This is a genomic window from Allobosea sp. CS1GBMeth4 (assembly GCF_900185715.1).
GTDB lineage: Bacteria > Pseudomonadota > Alphaproteobacteria > Rhizobiales > Beijerinckiaceae > Allobosea.
This window is the reverse complement of record NZ_FYAS01000022.1, coordinates 52299-74023: the sequence shown is the minus strand read 5'-3', so window position 1 is coordinate 74023 and position 21725 is coordinate 52299. Positions and strand designations below refer to the sequence as shown.

Below are 21725 nucleotides of genomic sequence, written 5' to 3'. Positions count from 1 at the left end.
TGCGGGGCAGATCGACGGGGCTGCTTCGCCGCCCTGCTTCTAACAGACTGGTTTTCCTCAGTATTCTGTGCGCGGGACGCCAAAACCGCAGCGTTGGACGTTTCCGGGGCCCAAGCCTGTGCAGGGTTGAGCCCGGAAGCGGCTTAGGTCAAAGAACCGTCGGCTTTTCGGCTTCACCTGCTTTCGCATCCAACAACAAGGATTCGGCAATGGCCCGCAAGAAGATCGCCCTCATCGGCGCCGGACAGATCGGCGGCACGCTCGCTCACCTCGCCGGCCTCAAGGAACTGGGCGACGTCGTCCTATTCGACATCGCCGAGGGCATCCCCCAGGGCAAAGGCCTCGACATCGCCGAGTCCGCCCCGGTCGACGGCTTCGACGCCGCCTACAAGGGCACGCAGTCCTATGAGGACATCAAGGGCGCCGACGTGATCATCGTCACCGCCGGCGTGCCGCGCAAGCCGGGCATGAGCCGCGACGACCTGATCGGCATCAACCTCAAGGTGATGAAGTCGGTCGGCGAGGGCATCAAGCAGTACGCCCCCAAGGCTTTCGTGATCTGCATCACCAACCCGCTCGACGCGATGGTCTGGGCGCTGCAGAAGTTCTCGGGCCTGAAGCCCAACATGATCTGCGGCATGGCCGGCGTGCTCGATTCGGCCCGCTTCCGCCATTTCCTCGCCGACGAGTTCAAGGTCTCGGTCAAGGACGTCTCGGCCTTCGTGCTCGGCGGCCATGGCGACGACATGGTGCCGCTGGTGCGTTATTCCGGCGTCGCGGGCATCCCGCTGCCCGATCTCGTCAAGATGAAGTGGACGACGCAGGAGCGCCTCGACGCCATCGTCGAGCGCACCCGCAAGGGCGGCGGCGAGATCGTCAACCTGCTCAAGACCGGCTCGGCCTTCTACGCTCCGGCGGCCTCGGCCATCGCCATGGCCGAGAGCTATCTCAAGGACCAGAAGCGCGTGCTGCCGGCGGCGGCGGCGCTGAAGGGCCAGTACGGCGTCAAGGACATGTTCGTCGGCGTGCCGGTGGTGATCGGGGCCAAGGGGGTCGAGCGGGTCGTCAAGATCCGTCTCAACGGCGCCGAGAAGGAGATGCTGGCGAAGTCGGTCGCCTCGGTGCAGAGCCTGATCGACGCCTGCAAGAGCATCGATTCGTCATTGGCGTGAGGTAACGGCAGCCGGCGGTCGGGAGCAGGCAGTCGGGGATACCCGGCCCGCTCGCTCCGGATCGACCGCCGGTTGCCGACTGCCGACTGCCCCACCGAACGGGATCAAGCACATGAACATCCACGAATATCAGGGCAAGGCGGTTCTCCGCGAATACGGCGCGCCCGTCTCCGCCGGCTTCCCGGCGCTGTCGGTGGCGGAGGCCGTCGAGGCGGCCAGGAAGCTGCCCGGGCCGCTCTATGTGGTGAAGAGCCAGATCCATGCCGGCGGGCGCGGCAAGGGCAAGTTCAAGGAGCTGCCGGCCGACGCCAAGGGCGGCGTGCGGCTCGCCAAGTCGATCGAGGAGGTCGAGAGCCACGCCAGGGAGATGCTCGGCAACACGCTCGTGACGCTGCAGACCGGCCCGGCCGGCAAGCAGGTCAACCGCCTCTACATCGAGGACGGCTCGGACATCGCCAAGGAGTTCTATCTCTCGGCGCTGGTCGACCGCGAGACCTCGCGGGTCGCCTTCGTCGTCTCGACCGAGGGCGGCATGGACATCGAGGCCGTGGCCCATGACACGCCCGAGAAGATCAAGACCTTCTCGGTCGACCCCGCGACCGGGATCATGCCGCATCACGGCCGCACCGTGGCCAAGGCCCTCGGCCTGACCGGCGACCAGGCCAAGCAGGCTGCGAGCGTGCTCGGCCAAATCTACGCCGCCTTCGTCGGCAAGGACATGGCGATGCTCGAGATCAACCCGCTGATCGTGACGACGCAGGGCCAGATCAAGTGCCTCGACGCCAAGGTCTCGTTCGATTCGAACTCGCTCTACCGCCATCCCGAGCTGATGGAGCTGCGTGACGAGACCGAGGAGGACGCCAAGGAGATCGAGGCGTCCAAGTACGATCTCGCCTATATCGCGCTCGACGGCACGATCGGCTGCATGGTCAACGGCGCCGGCCTCGCCATGGCGACGCTCGACATCATCCAGCTCTACGGGGAAAGCCCGGCGAACTTCCTCGATGTCGGCGGCGGCGCCTCCGAGGAGAAGGTCACCGCGGCCTTCAAGATCATCACCGCCGACCCGAAGGTGAAGGGCATCCTCGTCAACATCTTCGGCGGCATCATGAAATGCGACGTCATCGCCCGCGGCGTGATCGCGGCGGTGAAGGCGGTCGGCCTCGAAGTGCCGCTGGTGGTGCGCCTCGAGGGCACCAATGTCGAGGAAGGCAAGCAGATCATCCGCGACTCCGGTCTGAACGTCATCCCGGCGGACGATCTCGACGACGCGGCGCAGAAGATCGTGGCTGCGATCAAGAAGGCTTGAGGTAAACCGATGTCCATCCTGATCGACAAGAACACCAAGGTCATCTGCCAGGGCTTCACCGGCAAGAACGGCACCTTCCATTCCGAGCAGGCGATCGCCTATGGCACGCAGATGGTCGGCGGCACCTCGCCCGGAAAGGGCGGTAGCCTGCATCTCGGCCTGCCCGTCTTCGACACGGTCGCCGAGGCGAAGGAGAAGACCGGCGCGACGGCCTCGGTCGTCTACGTCCCGCCGCCGGGCGCGGCCGACGCGATCTGCGAGGCGATCGACGCCGAGATCCCGCTGATCGTCTGCATCACCGAGGGCATCCCGGTGCTCGACATGGTCAAGGTCAAGCGCTCGCTCTCGGGCTCGAAGTCGCGCCTGATCGGGCCGAACTGCCCCGGCATCGTCACCGCCGGCGAGTCGAAGATCGGCATCATGCCGGCCAACATCTTCAAGCCCGGCTCGGTCGGCATCGTCTCGCGCTCGGGCACGCTGACCTATGAGGCGGTGTTCCAGACCACGAATGAGGGCCTCGGCCAGACCACGGCGGTCGGTATCGGCGGCGACCCGGTCAAGGGCACCGAGTTCATCGACATGCTGGAGATGTTCCTCGCCGACGAGAAGACCACCTCGATCGTGATGATCGGCGAGATCGGCGGCTCGGCCGAGGAGGACGCGGCGCAGTTCATCAAGGACGAGGCCAGGCGCGGCCGCAAGAAGCCGATGGTCGGCTTCATCGCCGGCCGCACGGCGCCTCCGGGCCGCCGCATGGGCCATGCCGGCGCGATCATCTCCGGCGGCAAGGGCGGCGCGGAGGACAAGATCGCGGCGATGGAAGCGGCCGGCATCCGGGTCTCGCCGTCGCCGGCGCGCCTTGGAAAGACCTTGGTCGAAGTCTTGAAGGGCTGAGTAACGGGTCATTCCGGGACGCGCCGCAGGCGCGGGCCCGGAACCCATGAACACAGTTCGCGGCAGCAAGGGTGCTGTCGCGGCTATGGATCCCGGGTTCCGGCTGCGCCGTCCCCGGGATGACGGAGAGGAAGGCAGGACGATCATGGCTCGCCAGGACATCAACGAGGCTCTCGCCCAGACCGGGTTCCTCTATGGCGGCAACGCGGCCTATATCGAGGATCTCTACGCCCGCTATCAGGCCGATCCGAAGTCGGTCGATGCGGAGTGGCAGGGCTTCTTCGCCGCGCTGAACGACGACAGGCAGGCGATCGTCGACAACGCCAAGGGCGCGTCCTGGAAGCGGCCGAACTGGCCGGTCCCGGCCAGCGGCGAGCTGGTCTCGGCCCTGGACGGCAATTGGGCGGCGGTGGAAAAGGCCGTCGGCGAGAAGCTCGGCGCCAAGGCCAAGGCCGCCGGCGCGACGCTGTCGGCCGCCGACGTCCAGCAGGCGACGCGCGATTCGGTGCGCGCGATCATGCTGATCCGCGCCTACCGCATGCGCGGCCACCTCCACGCCCAGCTCGATCCGCTCGGCATCGAGAGCCGGAAGGACCCGGAGGAATTGTCCCCGGCGGCCTTCGGCTTCACCGAGGCCGATCTCGACCGCAAGATCTTCATCGACCATGTGCTCGGCATGGAGTTCGCCACGATCCGCGAGATGATCGCGGTGCTGCAGCGGACCTATTGCCAGACCATCGGCATCGAGTTCATGCACATCTCCGATCCCGAGCAGAAGGCCTGGCTGCAGGAGCGGATCGAGGGCCCGGACAAGGAGATCGCCTTCACCCGCGAGGGCAAGCGCGCGATCCTCAACAAGCTGGTCGAGGCCGAGGGCTTCGAGAAGTTCCTAGACCTCAAGTTCACCGGCACCAAGCGTTTCGGCCTCGACGGCGGCGAGGCGCTGGTTCCGGCGCTGGAGCAGATCATCAAGCGCGGCGGCGCGCTCGGCGTGCGCGACATCGTCTTCGGCATGGCCCATCGCGGCCGCCTCAACGTGCTGACCCAGGTGCTGGGCAAGCCGCATCGCGCCTTGTTCCACGAGTTCAAGGGCGGTTCCTTCGCCCCCGACGAAGTCGAGGGCTCGGGCGACGTCAAGTACCATCTCGGCGCGTCCAGCGACCGCGAGTTCGACGGCAACAACGTCCATATCTCGCTGACCGCCAACCCCTCGCATCTCGAGATCGTCGACCCGGTCGTGCTCGGCAAGGTGCGGGCCAAGCAGGACCAGTTCGGCGACATCGTCGAGCGCTCCAAGGTGCTGCCGCTGCTGATCCATGGCGACGCCGCCTTCGCCGGGCAGGGCGTCGTCGCGGAGTGCCTCGGCCTGTCGGGGCTGAAGGGGCACCGCACCGGCGGCTCGCTGCACTTCATCATCAACAACCAGATCGGTTTCACCACCTATCCGCGCTATTCGCGCTCCTCGCCCTATCCGTCGGACGTGGCGAAGATGGTCGAGGCGCCGGTCTTCCACGTCAACGGCGACGATCCGGAGGCGGTCGTCTTCGCCGCCAAGATCGCGATCGAGTTCCGGCAGAAGTTCCACAAGCCGGTCGTGATCGACATGTTCTGCTATCGTCGCTTCGGTCATAACGAGGGCGACGAACCCGGCTTCACCCAGCCGCTGATGTACCGCAAGATCCGCGGCCACAAGACGACGCTGGAGCTCTACGGCGCCAAGCTCGAGGCCGAGGGCGTGATCCAGCCCGGCGAGCTCGAGCAGATGCGCGCCGCCTGGAAGGAGAAGCTCGAGGTCGAGTTCGAGGCCGGCCAGTCGTTCAAGCCGAACAAGGCCGACTGGCTCGACGGCCGCTGGGCCGGCATGAAGGCGATCCGGGCCGACGAGGACGATCCGCGCCGCGGCGCCACCGGCGTTCCGGCGGAGGTGCTGAAGGAGATCACGCGCAAGATCACCGAGGTGCCGGAGGGCTTCAACCTCCACCGAACCATCCAGCGCTTCCTCGACAACCGCCGCAAGGCGGTCGAGAGCGGCGAGGGCATCGACTGGGCGACGGCCGAGGCGCTCGCCTTCGGTTCGCTGCTGCTCGACGGCAACCCGGTGCGTCTCTCCGGCCAGGATTGCGAGCGCGGCACCTTCTCGCAGCGCCATTCGGTGCTGATCGATCAGGAGACCGAGGCGCGCCATACCTCGCTGAACCATATCCGCGAGGGGCAGGCCCGCTACGAGGTCATCAACTCGATGCTCTCGGAAGAGGCGGTGCTCGGCTTCGAATACGGCTACACCCTGTCGGAACCGAACGCCCTGACGATGTGGGAAGCGCAATTCGGCGACTTCGCCAATGGTGCGCAGGTGGTGTTCGACCAGTTCATCTCCTCCGGCGAGCGGAAATGGCTGCGCATGTCCGGCCTCGTCTGCCTGCTGCCGCACGGCTATGAGGGCCAGGGGCCGGAGCACTCCTCGGCCCGCCTCGAGCGCTTCCTGCAGATGTGCGCCGAGGACAACATGCAGGTGGCGAACTGCTCGACGCCGGCGAGCTATTTCCACATCCTGCGCCGGCAGCTGAAGCGCGACTTCCGCAAGCCGCTGATCCTGATGACGCCGAAGTCGCTGCTGCGCCACAAGCGCTGCGTCTCCGACCTCGGCGAGCTGGCCGAGGGCTCGACCTTCCACCGCGTGCTGCACGACGACGCCGAGCGCGGCAGGTCGACCACCAAGCTGGTCAAGGATTCGAAGATCCGCCGCGTGGTGCTCTGCTCCGGCAAGGTCTATTTCGACCTGCTGGAGGAGCGCGAGAAGCGCGGCATCGACGATGTCTATCTGATGCGGGTCGAGCAGCTCTATCCGTTCCCGCTGAAATCGCTGGCGCACGAGCTGGCGCGCTTCAAGGGCGCCGACGTGGTCTGGTGCCAGGAAGAGCCGAAGAACATGGGCTCCTGGACCTTCGTCGAGCCTTATCTGGAGTGGGTGCTGGGCCATGCCGGCTCGAAGTCGAAGCGGCCGCGCTATGTCGGCCGTCCGGCCTCGGCGGCGACAGCGACCGGCCTGATGTCGAAGCATACCGCCCAGCTCAATGCCTTCCTGGACGAGGCCTTCGCGGCCTGATCCGACGCCTGATCCAAGAGACACGAGAAGAGGCCTGACATGGCGACCGAAATCCGCGTTCCGACCCTCGGCGAATCCGTTTCCGAGGCCACCATCGGCAAGTGGTTCAAGAAGCCGGGCGACGCGGTGAAGGCGGACGAGCCCTTGGTCGAGCTCGAGACCGACAAGGTCACGCTCGAGGTCAACGCGCCGGCCGCCGGCGTGCTCGGCGAGATCGTCGCCAAGGAGGGCGAGACGGTCGGCGTCAACGCGCTGCTCGGCTCGATCTCGGCGGGCGAGGGCAAGGCCTCGGCGGCGAAGGGCGATACCGCCGTCGCGCAGGCGGCGGGCAAGGCCGGCGACGGCTCGGTCGCCGAGGCCGAGAAGAAGACCGCCGCGGTCGCCGGCGAGCCCGCGATCAGGCCCGCGACCAAGGCGGCCGATTCCGGCCCGGCCGTGGCCCGCCTCGCGGCCGAGAGCGGCGTCGATCCGTCCAGGGTCTCCGCCTCCGGCAAGGACGGCCGCGTCACCAAGGGCGACATGCTGGCCGCGATCGCGACCGGTCCTGCCGTAACCGCGGCGGCGCCCGCCGCTCCGGTCCAGGTCCGCGCCCCGTCGGCTCCGGACGACGCCTCGCGCGAAGAGCGGGTCAAGATGACCAAGCTGCGCCAGACCATCGCGCGCCGGCTGAAGGAGGCGCAGAGCAATGCCGCCATGCTGACCACCTTCAACGAGGTGGACATGAGCAACGTCATGGCGCTGCGCAACCAGTACAAGGACGTGTTCGAGAAGAAGCACGGCGTGAAGCTCGGCTTCATGGGCTTCTTCGTGAAGGCCTGCGTGCAGGCGCTGAAGGAGATCCCGGCCGTCAACGCCGAGATCGACGGCACCGACATCATCTACAAGAACTACTACCACATCGGCGTCGCGGTCGGCACCGAGAAGGGCCTGGTCGTGCCGGTGGTGCGCGATGCGGACGAGCTCTCGATCGCCGGCGTCGAGAAGAAGATCGGCGAGTTCGGCAAGAAGGCGCGGGACGGCGCCCTCAAGATCGAGGAGATGCAGGGCGGCACCTTCACCATCTCGAATGGCGGCGTCTACGGCTCGCTGATGTCGACGCCTATCCTGAACGCACCGCAATCGGCGATCCTGGGGATGCACAAGATCCAGGAACGTCCGGTGGTGGTCGCCGGCAAGATCGAGATCCGGCCGATGATGTATCTGGCGGTCAGCTACGACCACCGCATCATCGACGGCAAGGAGGCCGTGACCTTCCTCGTGCGCATCAAGGAAGGCCTGGAAGATCCGGCCCGCCTCGTGCTCGATCTGTGAGGCGTAAGTTTGACGGGCCGAGACGAACTAGGGGGCTGGTGTCGCACTCTCGCGTTGTGGGCTCACGGTAAGGGAGAGATTGCCGAGCTCTGGCTGTTTGGCAGTCGGGCGCGCGGCGATCACCGGCACGATAGTGACCTTGATCTGGCAGTCATCATGTCCGCCGGAGAGGAAGGCGAACGTTTGGGCGCATGGATTGAGTGTGCCAGGGAGTGGAAAGCCGAATTGGCGACCCTGCTTCCTGTGCAAGTGGACCTCGATATTGGTGACGCAGACATCGCAACAACAATTGTTGCGCCTGCTTTGAAGAAAGATGGGCGGCAGATTTTCCGCCGGAACACGGAAGAGGCATGATGTCCTACGATCTCGTCGTCATCGGAACCGGCCCCGGCGGCTATGTCTGCGCCATCCGCGCCGCCCAGCTCGGCCTCAAGGTCGCGGTGGTCGAGAAGCGCAAGACCCATGGCGGCACCTGCCTGAATGTCGGCTGCATCCCGTCCAAGGCGCTGCTGCACGCCTCCGAGATGTTCGAGGAGGCCGGCCATACTTTCGAAGGTCTCGGCATCGGCGTCGGCAAGCCGAAGCTCGACCTGAAGCAGATGATGGTCCACAAGCAGGAGACCATCGACGCCAACGTCAACGGTGTCGCCTTCCTGCTGAAGAAGAACAAGATCGAGGCGTTCCACGGCACGGCCGCGATCCCGGCCGCCGGCAAGGTCGTCGTCACCGCCGAGGACGGCAAGGCGCAGGAGCTCTCGACCAAGAACATCGTCATCGCCACCGGCTCGGAATCGGCGGCGCTGCCGGGTGTGACCACCGACGAGAAGACGGTGGTGACCTCGACCGGGGCGCTCGAGCTGTCCGCCGTGCCGAAGGAGCTGCTGGTGGTCGGCGCCGGCGTGATCGGCCTCGAGATCGGATCGGTCTGGGCAAGGCTCGGCGCCAGGGTCACGGTGGTCGAATATCTCGACCGCATCCTGCCCGGCATGGACGACGAGATCGCCAAGCAGTTCCAGCGCATCCTGCAGAAGCAGGGCTTCGCCTTCCATCTCGGCTCCAAGGTCACCAAGGTCGAGACCGGCAAGAAGGGCGGCGCCACCGTCACCGTCGAGCCCGCCGCCGGCGGCGAGGCCAGGACGCTCAACGCCGACATCGTGCTGGTCGCGATCGGCCGCCGTCCGAACACCGACGGGCTCGGCCTCGACAAGGCCGGCGTCGCGACCGAGCGCGGCCGCGTCGTCATCGACGAGCACTTCAAGACCAATGTCCCGGGCATCTACGCGATCGGCGACGTGGTGCGCGGGCCGATGCTGGCGCACAAGGCCGAGGATGAGGGCGTCGCCGTCGCCGAGATCATCGCCGGCAGGCACGGCCATGTGAACTACGACGCGATTCCCGGCATCGTCTACACCGCCCCCGAGGTCGCCGCGATCGGCAAGACCGAGGAGGAGCTGAAGGCCGCGGGCGTCGCCTACAAGGTCGGCAAGTTCCCGTTCACGGCCAATGGCCGGGCGCGGGCGATGAAGCACACCGACGGCTTCGTCAAGTTCCTCGCCGATGCGGCGACCGACAAAGTGCTCGGCTGCCATATCATCGGCCCGCATGCCGGCGACCTGATCGCCGAGGTGACCGTGCTGATGGAGTTCGGCGGCTCGTCCGAGGACCTGGCCCGGACCTGCCACGCCCATCCGACGCTGGCCGAGGCGGTCAAGGAAGCGGCGCTCGCCGTCGACAAGCGCCCGATCCATATGTGAGCGGGCCGGACCTGTCATTCTCGGGCGGCGCCCAGCGCCGACCCGGGAAACTCGTGCAGGACAGGGCGCCCTCTCGTCCTGAGATGTCGGGCCAAGCCAGACCATGACGGTTTGGGCGACTACCCTCTGGCCATTTGCTTTGGTTCATAGCTGATCCGATATAAGATCGGTGCCATGACCCGTGACGAAGCCACCGCCGAGTTGGTCTGCCGCGCCAAGGCCTTGCGTGATCGTGGCGCACTGGCCGCGTTCGTCTATGGGTCGACCGCTCGCGACGAGGCAAGGGAAGACAGCGACGTCGACATTTTCATCGACGTCGATCCTGGCCGGAAATTCTCGCTGCTCGATCTCGTCGGAATGGAGCGCTATCTGACGGAAGAGCTCGGTGTCGCCATCGATCTGACGACGCGATCGAGCCTGCATCCCAAGCTCCGGGCGCAGATCGAGCGGGAAGCGATCCAAGTCTTCTGATGGCGCGCCGAAGCGATGTCGTCCTTGAGGAAATCCTCGACGCGATCGCGCTCATCGAGCATGAGCTTGCCGGCCATACCCGAGCATCGTTCGCGGCGTCGCTTTTTCTGCAGCGGGCCACGGAGCGGTCGCTGGAAATCATTTCCGAAGCTGTTCGGCATCTTCCCGATGCCTTGCTCGCAATGCGGCCGGACATCGCCTGGAATGATGTCCGCGCGATCGGCAACAGGATCAGGCACGAATATTGGCGCGTTGATCCGGCGCTGGTCTGGTCAATCGCCGCGGACGACCTCCCCACTCTCCGCGCCGCAGTCGAGGATCTGTTTCGGCGTGCCTCCTCGTAAGCGACTATCGCGGCGATTGAAGATCAGCCCCGTCGGGCGCGATAGGCAGTCAGCGTGTTGCGCAGTAGGCAGGCGATGGTCATCGGGCCGACGCCGCCGGGAACCGGCGTGATCGCGCCGGCGATCTCGGCCGCCTCGGCATAGTCGACATCGCCGGCGAGCTTGCCGTCGGGCATGCGGTTGATGCCGACATCGATCACCGTGGCGCCCGGCTTGATCCAGTCGCCCTTGACCATGCGCGGGCGCCCGACCGCGGCGACGACGATGTCGGCGCGCTTGACCACGCCCGGGAGGTCACGCGTGCGCGAATGGGCGATGGTGACGGTACAGTCGGCCTGAAGCAGGAGCTGCGCGACCGGCCGGCCGACGAGCTCCGAGCGGCCGATCACCACGGCCTCCAGCCCCGCGAGCGAGGGCAGCGCCTGCTTCAGGAGCAGCATGCAGCCGAGCGGCGTGCAGGGCACCAGGCCGGCCTTGCCGCCGGCGAGCAGGCCGGCATTGATCGGGTGCAGTCCGTCGACATCCTTGGCCGGGTCGATGGCGTCGATGATCCTGCCGGTGTCGATATGCTTCGGCAAAGGCAGCTGGACGAGGATGCCGTCGACGCCGTCATCGGCGTTGAGCTCGGCGATCCTGGCGAGCAGCGCCGTCTCGGTGGTCTCGGTCGGCAGACGGTGCGCGACCGAGTTCATGCCGACCTCGGCCGCCAGCTTCTCCTTGGAGGCGACATAGACCTTGCTCGCCGGGTCCTCGCCGACGAGGACGACGTGCAGGCCGGGAACCGGCTTGCCGGCGGCCTTGAGCGCTGCGACCTCGCGGGCGATCTCGGCGCGCAGCTCTGCCGCCGCCGCCTTGCCGTCGATGATGCGTGCCGTCATGACCAGCTCCGTCCTACGCAGTCGAGTGGTCCTCATGCTGCATCGCGACGGAACCGACAAGAGCCGTCGCGCTCGCCGGCATCGATGCCCCGCTTGCCTGCAGGCTCCGCCTTCGCTTCTCCACGCGCGAGGGGTGGGCCATGTCCTGGGCGCCGCTTGATCGGGACGCGCCGAGCCAGCATGGTCGAAGGACGATTCAGAAGGCGGCGTGCCAGCCGGAGACAGCGACGTGACCACCGGCTTTGCGGCGATCCCCGCTTCAGGCAGCTATGTCTTGCGCAATGCCCGGGCTCCCGCCTGCCTGGTCGAGGCTGGCACCCTGGCGAGCGATCGCGACGGCCTCGCCCTGCTCGACATCGCCCTCGAGGACGGCATCGTCGCTTCGGTCCTGCCGGCGGGAACGCCCGCCCTCGATCGCGCGGCCGCGTGCGATCTCGACGGCGGCATCGTGCTGCCGCGGCTGGTCGACGTTCACACCCATCTCGACAAGGGCCATATCTGGCCGCGCCGACCCAATCCCGACGGCAGCTTCATGGGCGCGCTCAACGCGGTCGCGGCCGATCGCGAGGCGAACTGGTCCGCGGAAGACGTGCGGGCGCGCATGGAATTCGGCCTGCGCTGCGCCTATGCCCATGGCACGGCGGCGATCCGCACCCATCTCGACTCGCTCGGCAAGCAGATCGGGATCTCCTGGCCGGTCTATGCCGAATTGCGGGCCGAGTGGGCCGGGCGCATCGCGCTGCAGGCGTCGCCGCTGTTCGGCGTCGATGCGCTCGCCGATCCCGCGCATCTGCCGGCGATCGTGCGCGCCGTCACGGCCCATGGCGACAATCTGCTCGGCGCCGTGACCTACATGATACCCGAGCTCGATGCTGCGCTCGACACGCTGTTCCGGAGCGCGATCGAGCACGGCTTCGAACTCGACTTCCATGTCGACGAGACCAACGACCCTGCGGCGCGCTCGCTCGAGCACATCGCCGACGCGGCGCTGCGGCACCGCTTCCCGGGCAGGATCCTGGCCGGGCATTGCTGCTCGCTCGCGCTGCAGCAGCCGCAGGACGAGGCGCGCATCATCGCCAAGGTGCGCGAGGCCGGCATCGCCGTGGTTTCGCTGCCGATGTGCAACATGTACCTGCAGGATCGCCAGCCCGGGCGCACGCCGCGCTGGCGTGGCGTCACCGCGCTGCACGAGCTCAAGGCGGCCGGCGTTCCGGTGACGATCGCTTCCGACAACACCCGGGACCCGTTCTACGCCTATGGCGATCTCGACCTCGTCGAGACGCTGCGCGAGGGCACCCGCATCCTCCAGCTCGATCACTCGGATCGCGACTGGGCGAAGGCGATCGCGGCGACACCGGCCGATGTCATGGGGCTTTCAGGAGTTGGCCGCATTGCGGTGGGCGGCTCTGCCGACCTGATCCTGACCCGCGCCCGCGACTGGACCGAGTTCTTCGCCCGGCCACAGGCCGACCGGACCGTGCTGGTCGCCGGCCGTGCCATCGACCGAAGCCTGCCCGATTATCGCGAACTCGATCGCCTGATGGCGAGTGCGACCTGACGATGTCATCCGCCGCTCCCTCTTCCCGTCATGGTCGGGCTTGTCCCGAGCATCCACGTCTTCCTTTGTCGAGGGCGTGTTCAAGACGCGGATGCTCGCCACAAGGGCGAGCATGACGCCACAGGAACGCTCCGCATGACCGCACGCTACGATATCGACGCCCTCAAACGCCGCCTGAACGGCATCCGCACCGAGGACAATCCGGCGCTGGTGAAGCAGAAGAGCCGCGATTTCTTCTGGTATTCGCCGCGGCTGAAGCGCCAGCTCGACCATGTCGTCGCCGACATCGTGGTCTCGCCCACGAGCGAGGCCGAGGTGCTGGAGACGCTCGCGGCGGCGCATGCGCTCGGCATACCGGTGACGCCGCGCGGCACCGGCACCGGCAATTACGGCCAGGCCATGCCGCTCTCGGGCGGCATCGTCCTCGACCTCTCCGGCTTCGACAAGGTGACCGGTATCGAGGCGGGGCGTTATGTCGCCGAGCCCGGAGCCGTGCTGGCGAAGATCGATCAGCAGACGCGAGCGCATTCGCGCCAGGAGATCAGGCTGCATCCGTCGACCTATCACACCGCCTCCGTCGGCGGCTTCATCGCCGGCGGCTCGGGCGGCGTCGGCTCGATCAAATGGGGCGGCTTGCGCGACTGGGGCAACATCATCTCGCTGCGCGTCGCGACCATGGAAGGCACGCCGCGCATCCTGGCGCTCCAGGGCGAGGATCTGCACAAGGTCGCCCATGCCTATGGCACCAACGGCATCATCACGCAGGTCGAGATGCCGCTCGGGCCGGCCTATGCCTGGGTCGACGTGATCCTCGGCTTCGACGAGCTACGGGCCGCGGCCGAATTCGCCAATGCGCTCGGAGAGCAGGACGGGCTGGCGCTGAAGAACCTCGCCGTGGTCGCCGCGCCCGCGCCCCACGACTATTTCCTGCGCCACAGGAAGTTCCTGCCGCGCGGCAGCCATTGCGTTCTGGTGATGGTCGCCGATTTCGCGGTCGAGGCCATGCTCGCCTTCGCGCGCCGCTTCGGCGGCTCGCAGCTGCTGATGCGGTCCGACAGGCTGACGCAGGAGGAGGCGAAGGGCCTGCCGCCGACCTACGAGCTCGCCTGGAACCACACCACCTTGCGGGCGCTGCGCGTCGACCCCGCCATCACCTATCTGCAGGTGCTCTATCCCTTCCCGAACCAGGTCGAGCTCGTCGACAGGATCCACGCCCGCTTCGGCGACGAGGTCTCCTGCCATCTCGAATTCGTCCGCTTCGACGGCAAGGTCACCTGCTTCGGCCTGCCGCTGGTGCGCTTCACCAGCGAGGAGCGGCTCGAGGAGATCATGGCGATCCACGAGGAGATGGGGGCGCCGATCTTCAACCCGCACCGCTACACGCTGGAGGAGGGCGGGATGAAGCAGACCGATGCGGTCCAGCTCGCCTTCAAGCGCGAGGCCGACCCGCAGGGCCTGCTGAATCCCGGCAAGATGATCGCCTGGGAGGATCCCGATTACGACTACCGCTCGGGCCGGACCTTCCTGTTCCGCAGCCTCGGCGAAGCCGGTGTCGGGGCCTGAGCCGGGCGATGCGCGCGCTCGTCCTCTACGCGCATCCGGATCCCGCGAGCTTCGGGGCGGCCGTGCACGAGACGGTGGTCTCGGGCCTGCGCCGGGCCGGGCATGAGGTCGACGATTGCGATCTCTACGCCGAAGGCTTCGACCCGGTGCTGAGCCGGGAGGAGCGCGCCGGCTATCATGACCTCGCCAGCAACCGGAACGCCGTAGCCGGCTATGTCGACCGTCTCTTGCGGGCGGACGCCCTGTTCCTATGCTTCCCGGTCTGGAACTACGGCTACCCGGCGATCCTGAAGGGCTATTTCGATCGCGTCTTCCTGCCCGGCGTCTCGTTCAAGCTGGTCGACGGCTCGATTCGCCCGAACCTCTGGAATATTCGCCGGCTGACGACGGTGACGACCTATGGCGGCTCGCGCTGGCGTACGTTCCTGATGGGCGACCCGCCGCGCCGGCAGATCAAGCGTGGCCTGCGGGCGGTGTGCCATCCGGCGGCGCGAGTCTCCTATCTCGCGCATTACGACATGAACCGCTCGACGCCGGAGAGCCGGGCGGCGTTTCTGTCCAGGGTGGAGAGGGAAATCGCGCGGATTCAACAGCCTGTCTGACAGTTGTCATCAGCCTGTCATGAAGGCGCGCGATTGCACAGCCGGCGAAGCGTATCCGCAATCTTTTCCAAGGGCCGGCTCATGACCAAGTCCCTCGAAAAAAGCGTCGGCCGTGCCCTGCTGGTGACCGCCCGGCTGCACCGGGCGCGGATGGGCGAGCGCCTCAATGCGCTCGGGCTCTTCCCGGGCCAGGAGCAGGCCCTGAAATCGCTGCAGGCCGCGCCGATGACGATGGGTGAGCTCGCGACCCTGCTGCGGGTCAAGCCGCCGACCGTGTCCAAGACGATCGGCCGGCTCTCGCTGCAGGGGCTGGTGACGCGCGAGGGCGGCGGCCGGGACGGCCGGCTGGTCCAGGTGGCGCTGACCGAGAACGGGCAGAAGACCGCCGCCGCGCTCGACGCGGTCTGGAACCAGGTCGAGGAAGAGCTGCTCGAAAAGCTCGACGCGAAGGAGCGCAAGCAGCTGCGCAAATTGCTGCGCAAGGCGGCGAAGGGGCTCTCCAAGGCCGGAGCCGATGTCGAGGAGGCGGAGGAGGAGACCGAGGACGCGGCCTGAGGCGGTCGCGCCACCGGCATGACCTGCATGCGTCGGCAGGCTGGTGTCGCGCCTTAAATCGGTTCACTGATGTCTCGTCATTCCTCCAGAGCATGTTCCGCGAAAGTGGAGACCGCTTTCGCGATCAGGGCACGCTCCACCAACCCGGGCTGGCACGGAGTCTGATCGACCGGCCGTTCGGCCGATCGGAAGGCGGGCCGGCATGACGAGACAAGAGCCTTGTCGGCCGCTCCCGCTCCGCTTCCCGATACGCGCCGGACACGCCTGACCGCCATCGCCCTGATGAGCGGGGCGATCATCTGCTTCTCCCTGCTCGACGCCAGCGCGAAATGGCTCGGCGGGACGATGCATCCGATGCAGGTCGTCCTGGCGCGCTATGTGATCAGCGTCGCGCTGGTCTCGCTGCTGCTCAATCCCTGGAGCCATCCCGGAATCACCCGGACCCGGCGCCCCTGGCTGCAAGCTGTCCGCTCGCTGCTGCTGCTCGGCTCGACCGGGCTCAACTTCGTGGCGCTGCAGTACCTGCAACTGGCAGAGACGGTCTCGATCATGTTCGCGGCGCCGCTGCTGGTCGCGCTGCTGGCGGGGCCGTTGCTGGGCGAATGGGCCGGGCCGCGCCGGTTGCTGGCGATCGGCGTCGGCTTCCTCGGCGTGCTGGTGGTGACGCGGCCGGGGCTCGGGGGGCTGCATCCGGCTGCGCTGCTCTGCGTCTGCGGCTGCTTCTGCTACGCCCTGTACAGCCTGTCGACGCGCATGCTGGCGTCGAGCGACTCGCCGCAGACGACGATGTTCTATTCTGGGATCGGCGGAGTCGTCCTGATGCTGCCGCTCCTGCCGCTGTTCTGGTCCTGGCCCGCGGGCTGGCAGAGCTGGCTGCTGATGTGCGCGACGGGCTTCTTCGGCGCGCTCGGCCACTGGCTGCTGATCCTGGCGCATCAGCGCGCGCCGGCGACGATCCTGGCGCCCTTCGTTTACTCCCAGATCGTCTGGATGATCCTGCTCGGCTGGTTCGTCTTCGGCCAGATCCCCGACCGTTTCACGTTCATCGGCGCGGGGATCGTCATCGCCTCCGGCCTCTATCTGCTCTATCGCGAGCGCATCCGGGCCGTGCCCGAGGGCTCGGCCCGGCTGGACTGATCCGGCACGCTCCTTGAAGGCCTCCACCATGGATGGAGGCCTTCATGACGGTATTGCACCGGAAATGGCGACAGGCGGCCCCGTTCGGCACAACCCTGGTCCGGGCCGGTCCCGCTTCGGCACAGGCCGCGCGCTCAGCCGAGCGACACGCCGCTTTGCGCCGCGACGAAGTCCGAGAGCATCGGCACGTAGTCCTCGCCCCTGCCGCTGGCGACGGCGGCGGCATAGAGGTTCTTGACCGCTCCGCCGACCGGATTGGGAACCCCGGCGGCATTGGCGAGGCTCTCCAGATAGCGCACGTCCTTCAAGGCGTTGGAGAGCGTGAACTTGTGGGCGTCGCGGTCGCGCTCCAGCACGTATTTCATGAAGGTCTGGTAGAAGCCGCAGTCCATCCGGCCGCCCGAGATGACGCTGTCGAAGGTCTGCGGGGCGATCCCGACCTTCTGGGCGAGCGTGAGGGCCTCGGCGTAGATCGCGCCGTAGCCGAGCGAGAGGAAGTTGTTGAGCAGCTTCATCTTGTGACCGTCCCCGACCGGGCCGAGATGGACGATCTTCTGGGCCCAGGCTTCGCAGACGGGGCGAATGCGCTCGAAAACCGCCCTGTCGGCTCCAATCATCGTCGAGAGCTGCCCGAGCTTCGCCTGAGCGGGCGTTCCCCCGAGCGGGGCGTCGCAGAGGTGCAGGCCCATGGCAGAGAGACGAGCCGCCAAGGCCACGGTCGAGACGGGATCGGAGGTCGAGCAGTCGACGATGATGGTGCCGGGCCTCGCGCCGGCGGCGATGCCGTCGGGACCATCGACGACCTGTTCGACCTGCGGCGAGCCGGTGACGCAAAGGAAGATGATGTCCGCCTTCCCGGCGAGTTCGCGCGGTGTCGCCGCTTCCTCGGCGCCGGCGGCCTTCAACTCCTCGACGGGCCGGCGGTTGCGATGGCCCATGACCACGAGAGGGTAGCCCTTGGCGAGAATGCAGCTCGCCATGCCCTGGCCCATGTACCCGACGCCGATGAAGCCGATCGATTCTTTAGTCGTGCTCATCTTCAGTTTCTCCGAATTCTATGAGATGGAACAAGGAAATGCGGAACGATTTGACCAAGAATTGGTTGAGTGCTGCGGCTTCGAGGCTTCAGGAGAAGCGATTGATGGCGAATGACGGACACCCGCGCGACCCCTCGGGGCCGGGCAGGGCGGGTGTGAAACCGGGTGGGCGCGGGCGCGTTACCTTGCAGATCATCGCTGACCGGCTCGAGGTCTCGACGGCGACCGTGTCGCTCGCCTTGCGCGAGAGTCCGCTCGTCGCCGACGGCACGCGCCTGCGCGTCCAGCAGATCGCGCGCGAGATGGGCTACAGCTACAATCGCAGCGCCGCCTCGCTCCGGACCGACCGCACGAATATCCTCGGCGTCGGCTTCCACGACATCACCAATCCCTATTTCGCCGAGCTGCTCGCGGCGATCGAGGAAACGGCGGCGGCGCATGGCCGCTCGATCCTGCTCGGGACCTATGCCGAGAATCTCGAGCGGCAGGACCGGGTCCTCAACACGCTGAAGGAATACCGTCCCGACGGGATGATCATCTGCCCGGCCGGCGGCAGCACGGCCGAGACCCTGCAACACCTGATGGCGGCGCATGTGCCGCTGGTGCAGCTCTCGCGCGAGATCCCCGGCATCGGGCTCGATTTCGTCGGCTCCGACGACCGGCACGGCACCGTGCTCGCCGTCGAGCACCTGATCGGCCTCGGCCATCGCCGCATCGCCTTCCTCGGCGAGAGCCCGCTGATCTCGACCGGCCGCAACCGCTATAGCGGCTATTGCGAGACGCTGGCGAAACACGGCCTGCCGCTCGACCCCACCATCGTCTACTCGGCCTATGGCACGCGCGAGAATGGCCTCAAGGGTGTCCAGAAGGTGCTCGACGCGGAGAATCCGCCGAGCGCCGCCGTCTGCTTCAACGACCTCACCGCCTTCGGCGCGATGCTCGGCCTGCGTCATCGCGGATTGGAGGCCGGCGCGGACTTCTCGATCATCGGCTGCGACGATGTTCAGGAAGCCTCGCAATGGTATCCGGCGCTGACCACGGTCAAGAACTTCCAGGACGAGATGGGACGCAAGACCGCGGAGATGCTGATCCGCCGGATCGCCGACCCGTCGGCGCCGCCGCAGCGCGTCGTCCTGACGCCCGAGCTCGTCGTGCGCCAGACCACGGCAGCGCCGAAGACGCGGCGCTGAGGCAGGCTCAGGCATCACCGTCGGGCTTGCGGTTCAGCGCCCGGTAGGCGCGCACGACATGCGAGTCGTCGCGCCCGCCATGGCCGAGGCCCGAGGCGGCGAGGAACATCTGGTGCGCGGCCGCGGCGAGCGGCAGCGCCGCCTTGGCCGCCCGGCCGGCATCGAGGACGATGCCGAGATCCTTGACGAAGATGTCGACGGCGCTGGCGACGGGCGGCTCGTCCTCGAGCATGCGCGGGCCGCGGTCCTTCAGCATCCAGGACGAGGCGGCCGAGCCCCCGAGGATCTCGAAGAGCAGCGCGCCGTCGATGCCCGCCTTCTGCGCCAGCGAGAGCGCCTCCGCCGCCACCGCGATGTGGACGCCGCAGAGCAGCTGGTTGACGGTCTTCACCGTCGCGCCCTGGCCGGGTTTCTCGCCGACATGGAAGACCTTGTCGCCCATGGCGTCGAGCACCGGCCTCGCCCTGGCGAAGCTCTCCGCCGGAGCGCCCACCATGATGGTGAGCGTGCCGCCTTCGGCGCCCTTCACGCCGCCCGAAACCGGCGCGTCGACGAAATGCCGGCCGGTCTGCGTCACCGCATCGGCCATGGCCTCGACCTCGCCCGGCGGGCAGGTCGCCATCAGGATGACCGTGGCGCCGGGCGCCAGCGCCGCCAGCGCGCCGGCGTCGAACAGCACGGACCGGGCCTGGGCGGCGTTGACCACCATCAGAACGAGCGCATCGGCGCCCCGGGCCGCCGCGGCCGCGCTGTCGGCGGCGATCCCGCCGGCGGCGGCGAGCGCGGCCCGGGCGCTCTCGCGCATGTCGAAGCCGGTGACGCGGAACTGTCGCTTGACGAGGTTTTCGGCCATCGGCGCACCCATGGCGCCGAGCCCGACGAAGGCGATGGAAGTCACTGATCTCTGGCCTCGGCTATGAGGGCGGCGGGGCGGCCGCCCATCCTGAGCATCACTCCTTCACCGCGCCGGTCAGCGAGGCGACGTAGTAGTCGACGAAGAAGGAATAGAGCAGGGCGACGGGGATCGAGCCGAGCAGCGCGCCGGCCATCAGAGAGCCCCAATGGTAGACGTCGCCCTCGACGAGCTGGGTCAGCACCGCGACCGGCACCGTCTTCTTCTCGGCCGACTGGATGAAGGCGAGCGCATAGATGAACTCGTTCCAGGACAGGGTGAAGGCGAAGATGCCGGCCGAGATCAGCCCGGGCAGGGCCAGCGGCAAGGTGATCTGCCAGAGCGTCTGCAAGCGGGTCGCGCCGTCGATCATGGCGCATTCCTCGAGCTCGTAGGGGATCGACTTGAAGTAGCCGATCAGCAGCCAGGTGCAGAACGGGATCAGGAAGGTCGGATAAGTCAGGATCAGCGCCATCGGCGAGTCGAACAGGCCGAACTGGAAGATCAGCGTCGCCAGGGGAATGAACAGGATCGAGGGCGGGACGAGATAGGCGAGGTAGATCGCCAGGCCGACATAGCTCGAACCCTTGAACTTCAGGCGCTGGATCGCATAGGCGGCGAGCACGCTGGAGAAGAGCGAGAGCGCGGTCGCGACCGTCGCCACCATCATCGTCGTCCAGAGCCATTGCGGGTAATCGGTCTGGAACAGCAGCCGGTTGATGTTCTCCAGCGTCGGCGACTTCACCCAGAACGGGTTGTAGGTCTTGTAGTCGTAGAGCTCGGCGTTCGGTTTGATCGCCGTGATCGCCATCCAGTAGAACGGGAACAGCAGCACGATCACGAAGATCGCGAGCGGCAGATAGAGCGTGATGAAGCGGCGCGGTCCGGAGGACCAGTCGATGACGCCGGTCCGCTCCTTGTCGACGAGATGCGGGCGCGCGGCCGCGGCGGGAGCCTGATCAGTCATTGTCTTCTCCCTGCTGCCATTTGCGGCGGGCGAGCGCGAAGTAGCTGAACAGCGTGGCCAGCACGAGGAAGGGGATCATCGCCACCGCGATCGCCGCGCCCTCGCCGAGCTGGCCGCCCGGGATGCCGCGCTGGAAGGCGAGCGTCGCCATCAGATGGGTCGAGTTGATCGGGCCGCCGCGGGTGATGGCGTAGACGAGCTGGAAATCGGTGAAGGTGAACAGCACCGAGAAGGTCAGCACCACCGCCAGGATCGGCATCAGCATGGGCAGGGTGACATGGCGGAAGCGCTGCCAGGCATTGGCGCCGTCGAGCATCGCCGCCTCGTAGAGCGCAGGCGAGATGGTCTGCAGGCCGGCGAGCAGCGAAATCGCGACGAAGGGAATGCCGCGCCAGATATTGGCGGCGATCAGCGACCAGCGCGCCGGCCAGGGCGAGCCGAGGAAGTCGATATAGGTGTCGCGCCAGCCGAGCACGTCGACGAGGATGTAGGAGATGATCGAGAACTGCGGATCGTAGATCCACCAGAAGGCGATCGCGGAGAGCACTGTCGGCACGATCCACGGCACCAGGATCAGGGCCCGCAGCAGCGACTTGAACGGCAAGTGGTTGTTGAGCAGCAGCGCGAGCCAGAGCCCGAGCGCGAATTTCCCGACGGTCGCGACGCCCGTGTAGAGCAGCGTGTTCCAGACCGAGGTGATGAAGACCGGATCGTGCCAGAGCGACTCGAAATTCTCGAAGCCGATGAAATAGCCGCCGCGGCCGATGCGCGTATCGGTGAAGGCGAGCCAGATCCCGAGGCCGAGCGGATAGCTCAGGAAGACCAGGAGCAGGCCCATCGCCGGCAGGAGGCAGATGAAGATCAGAAAGGGCTTGTAGTCGAACAGCCTGACCAGCCAGCTCTGCGAGAGCTGGGGGACCGGCCGGGCCTCCGCCGCAATTGTCATGGCGCGTTATCCCGTGATGGAGCCGCGCCGCCGGGCGTCCCG

The 21725-nt window shown here is 67.1% G+C and carries 20 protein-coding genes; 15 read left to right on the top strand and 5 right to left on the bottom strand.

The window, feature by feature from the left end:
- Nucleotides 1–209 precede the first annotated feature (209 nt).
- From mdh to CS1GBM4_RS13345, 9 genes are all read left to right on the top strand, one after another.
- Nucleotides 210–1172, top strand: coding sequence for a malate dehydrogenase (mdh, locus tag CS1GBM4_RS13385; RefSeq protein ID WP_186419223.1), 963 nt, complete (start codon nucleotides 210–212; stop codon nucleotides 1170–1172).
- A 112-nt stretch (nucleotides 1173–1284) separates the two neighbouring features.
- The gene (sucC, locus tag CS1GBM4_RS13380; RefSeq protein ID WP_186419222.1) at nucleotides 1285–2481 is read left to right on the top strand and encodes an ADP-forming succinate--CoA ligase subunit beta; all 1197 of its coding nucleotides are present in this window, start codon (nucleotides 1285–1287) and stop codon (nucleotides 2479–2481) included.
- Between the two features lie 9 nt (nucleotides 2482–2490).
- Nucleotides 2491–3375 (top strand): succinate--CoA ligase subunit alpha, encoded by an 885-nt coding sequence (gene sucD / locus CS1GBM4_RS13375; RefSeq protein ID WP_186419221.1) that lies wholly within the window; start codon nucleotides 2491–2493, stop codon nucleotides 3373–3375.
- A 145-nt stretch (nucleotides 3376–3520) separates the two neighbouring features.
- Nucleotides 3521–6478 carry a 2-oxoglutarate dehydrogenase E1 component gene (locus CS1GBM4_RS13370; protein WP_186419220.1) on the top strand — a complete coding sequence of 986 codons (2958 nt, stop codon included), beginning with the start codon at nucleotides 3521–3523 and terminating at the stop codon, nucleotides 6476–6478.
- Between the two features lie 39 nt (nucleotides 6479–6517).
- Entirely contained in the window at nucleotides 6518–7789 is a 1272-nt protein-coding gene (gene odhB / locus CS1GBM4_RS13365; protein ID WP_186419219.1) for a 2-oxoglutarate dehydrogenase complex dihydrolipoyllysine-residue succinyltransferase, read from the top strand.
- 9 nt (nucleotides 7790–7798) lie between these two features.
- Nucleotides 7799–8143 carry a nucleotidyltransferase domain-containing protein gene (locus CS1GBM4_RS13360; protein ID WP_186419218.1) on the top strand — a complete coding sequence of 115 codons (345 nt, stop codon included), beginning with the start codon at nucleotides 7799–7801 and terminating at the stop codon, nucleotides 8141–8143.
- Complete coding sequence (gene lpdA / locus CS1GBM4_RS13355; RefSeq protein WP_186419274.1) at nucleotides 8143–9543, top strand: dihydrolipoyl dehydrogenase; 1401 nt, start codon at nucleotides 8143–8145, stop codon at nucleotides 9541–9543. The genes CS1GBM4_RS13360 and lpdA overlap by 1 nt, the downstream gene beginning before the upstream one ends.
- A gap of 174 nt (nucleotides 9544–9717) precedes the next feature.
- Nucleotides 9718–10014 (top strand): nucleotidyltransferase family protein, encoded by a 297-nt coding sequence (locus CS1GBM4_RS13350; protein WP_186419217.1) that lies wholly within the window; start codon nucleotides 9718–9720, stop codon nucleotides 10012–10014.
- The gene (locus CS1GBM4_RS13345; protein WP_186419216.1) at nucleotides 10014–10358 is read left to right on the top strand and encodes a HepT-like ribonuclease domain-containing protein; all 345 of its coding nucleotides are present in this window, start codon (nucleotides 10014–10016) and stop codon (nucleotides 10356–10358) included. Before CS1GBM4_RS13350 ends, CS1GBM4_RS13345 begins: the two co-directional genes overlap by 1 nt.
- A gap of 23 nt (nucleotides 10359–10381) precedes the next feature.
- Here the strand turns inward: CS1GBM4_RS13345 and folD are convergent, their stop codons facing one another.
- Nucleotides 10382–11236, bottom strand: a complete 855-nt coding sequence (folD, locus tag CS1GBM4_RS13340; protein WP_186419215.1) for a bifunctional methylenetetrahydrofolate dehydrogenase/methenyltetrahydrofolate cyclohydrolase FolD — start codon at nucleotides 11234–11236, stop codon at nucleotides 10382–10384.
- Between the two features lie 229 nt (nucleotides 11237–11465).
- Here folD and CS1GBM4_RS13335 point away from each other — a divergent pair, with 229 nt between their 5' ends.
- From CS1GBM4_RS13335 to CS1GBM4_RS13315, 5 genes are all read left to right on the top strand, one after another.
- Nucleotides 11466–12794 (top strand): cytosine deaminase, encoded by a 1329-nt coding sequence (locus CS1GBM4_RS13335; RefSeq protein WP_186419214.1) that lies wholly within the window; start codon nucleotides 11466–11468, stop codon nucleotides 12792–12794.
- 135 nt (nucleotides 12795–12929) lie between these two features.
- Nucleotides 12930–14357: an FAD-binding oxidoreductase gene (locus tag CS1GBM4_RS13330; RefSeq protein WP_186419213.1), complete on the top strand. Its 1428-nt coding sequence runs from the start codon at nucleotides 12930–12932 to the stop codon at nucleotides 14355–14357.
- 8 nt (nucleotides 14358–14365) lie between these two features.
- Nucleotides 14366–14959, top strand: a complete 594-nt coding sequence (locus CS1GBM4_RS13325) for an NAD(P)H-dependent oxidoreductase (protein WP_186419212.1) — start codon at nucleotides 14366–14368, stop codon at nucleotides 14957–14959.
- 81 nt (nucleotides 14960–15040) lie between these two features.
- Nucleotides 15041–15514 carry a MarR family transcriptional regulator gene (locus CS1GBM4_RS13320; protein WP_186419211.1) on the top strand — a complete coding sequence of 158 codons (474 nt, stop codon included), beginning with the start codon at nucleotides 15041–15043 and terminating at the stop codon, nucleotides 15512–15514.
- A 219-nt stretch (nucleotides 15515–15733) separates the two neighbouring features.
- The gene (locus CS1GBM4_RS13315; protein ID WP_244607215.1) at nucleotides 15734–16651 is read left to right on the top strand and encodes a DMT family transporter; all 918 of its coding nucleotides are present in this window, start codon (nucleotides 15734–15736) and stop codon (nucleotides 16649–16651) included.
- 134 nt (nucleotides 16652–16785) lie between these two features.
- Here the strand turns inward: CS1GBM4_RS13315 and CS1GBM4_RS13310 are convergent, their stop codons facing one another.
- Entirely contained in the window at nucleotides 16786–17688 is a 903-nt protein-coding gene (locus tag CS1GBM4_RS13310) for an NAD(P)-dependent oxidoreductase (protein WP_186419210.1), read from the bottom strand.
- A 185-nt stretch (nucleotides 17689–17873) separates the two neighbouring features.
- On the opposite strand from CS1GBM4_RS13310, the gene CS1GBM4_RS13305 reads away from it, so the two are divergent.
- Nucleotides 17874–18878, top strand: coding sequence for a substrate-binding domain-containing protein (locus CS1GBM4_RS13305; protein WP_244607214.1), 1005 nt, complete (start codon nucleotides 17874–17876; stop codon nucleotides 18876–18878).
- A gap of 7 nt (nucleotides 18879–18885) precedes the next feature.
- On the opposite strand, the gene CS1GBM4_RS13300 is transcribed toward CS1GBM4_RS13305, so the two are convergent.
- From CS1GBM4_RS13300 to CS1GBM4_RS13290, 3 genes are read right to left on the bottom strand one after another with little or no spacing between them, the layout of a single operon-like run.
- Nucleotides 18886–19776: an NAD(P)-dependent oxidoreductase gene (locus CS1GBM4_RS13300; protein ID WP_186419208.1), complete on the bottom strand. Its 891-nt coding sequence runs from the start codon at nucleotides 19774–19776 to the stop codon at nucleotides 18886–18888.
- A gap of 52 nt (nucleotides 19777–19828) precedes the next feature.
- Nucleotides 19829–20737, bottom strand: a complete 909-nt coding sequence (locus CS1GBM4_RS13295) for a carbohydrate ABC transporter permease (RefSeq protein ID WP_186419207.1) — start codon at nucleotides 20735–20737, stop codon at nucleotides 19829–19831.
- Complete coding sequence (locus CS1GBM4_RS13290) at nucleotides 20730–21683, bottom strand: sugar ABC transporter permease (RefSeq protein ID WP_186419206.1); 954 nt, start codon at nucleotides 21681–21683, stop codon at nucleotides 20730–20732. The genes CS1GBM4_RS13295 and CS1GBM4_RS13290 overlap by 8 nt, the downstream gene beginning before the upstream one ends.
- Between the last annotated feature and the right edge of the window lie 42 nt (nucleotides 21684–21725).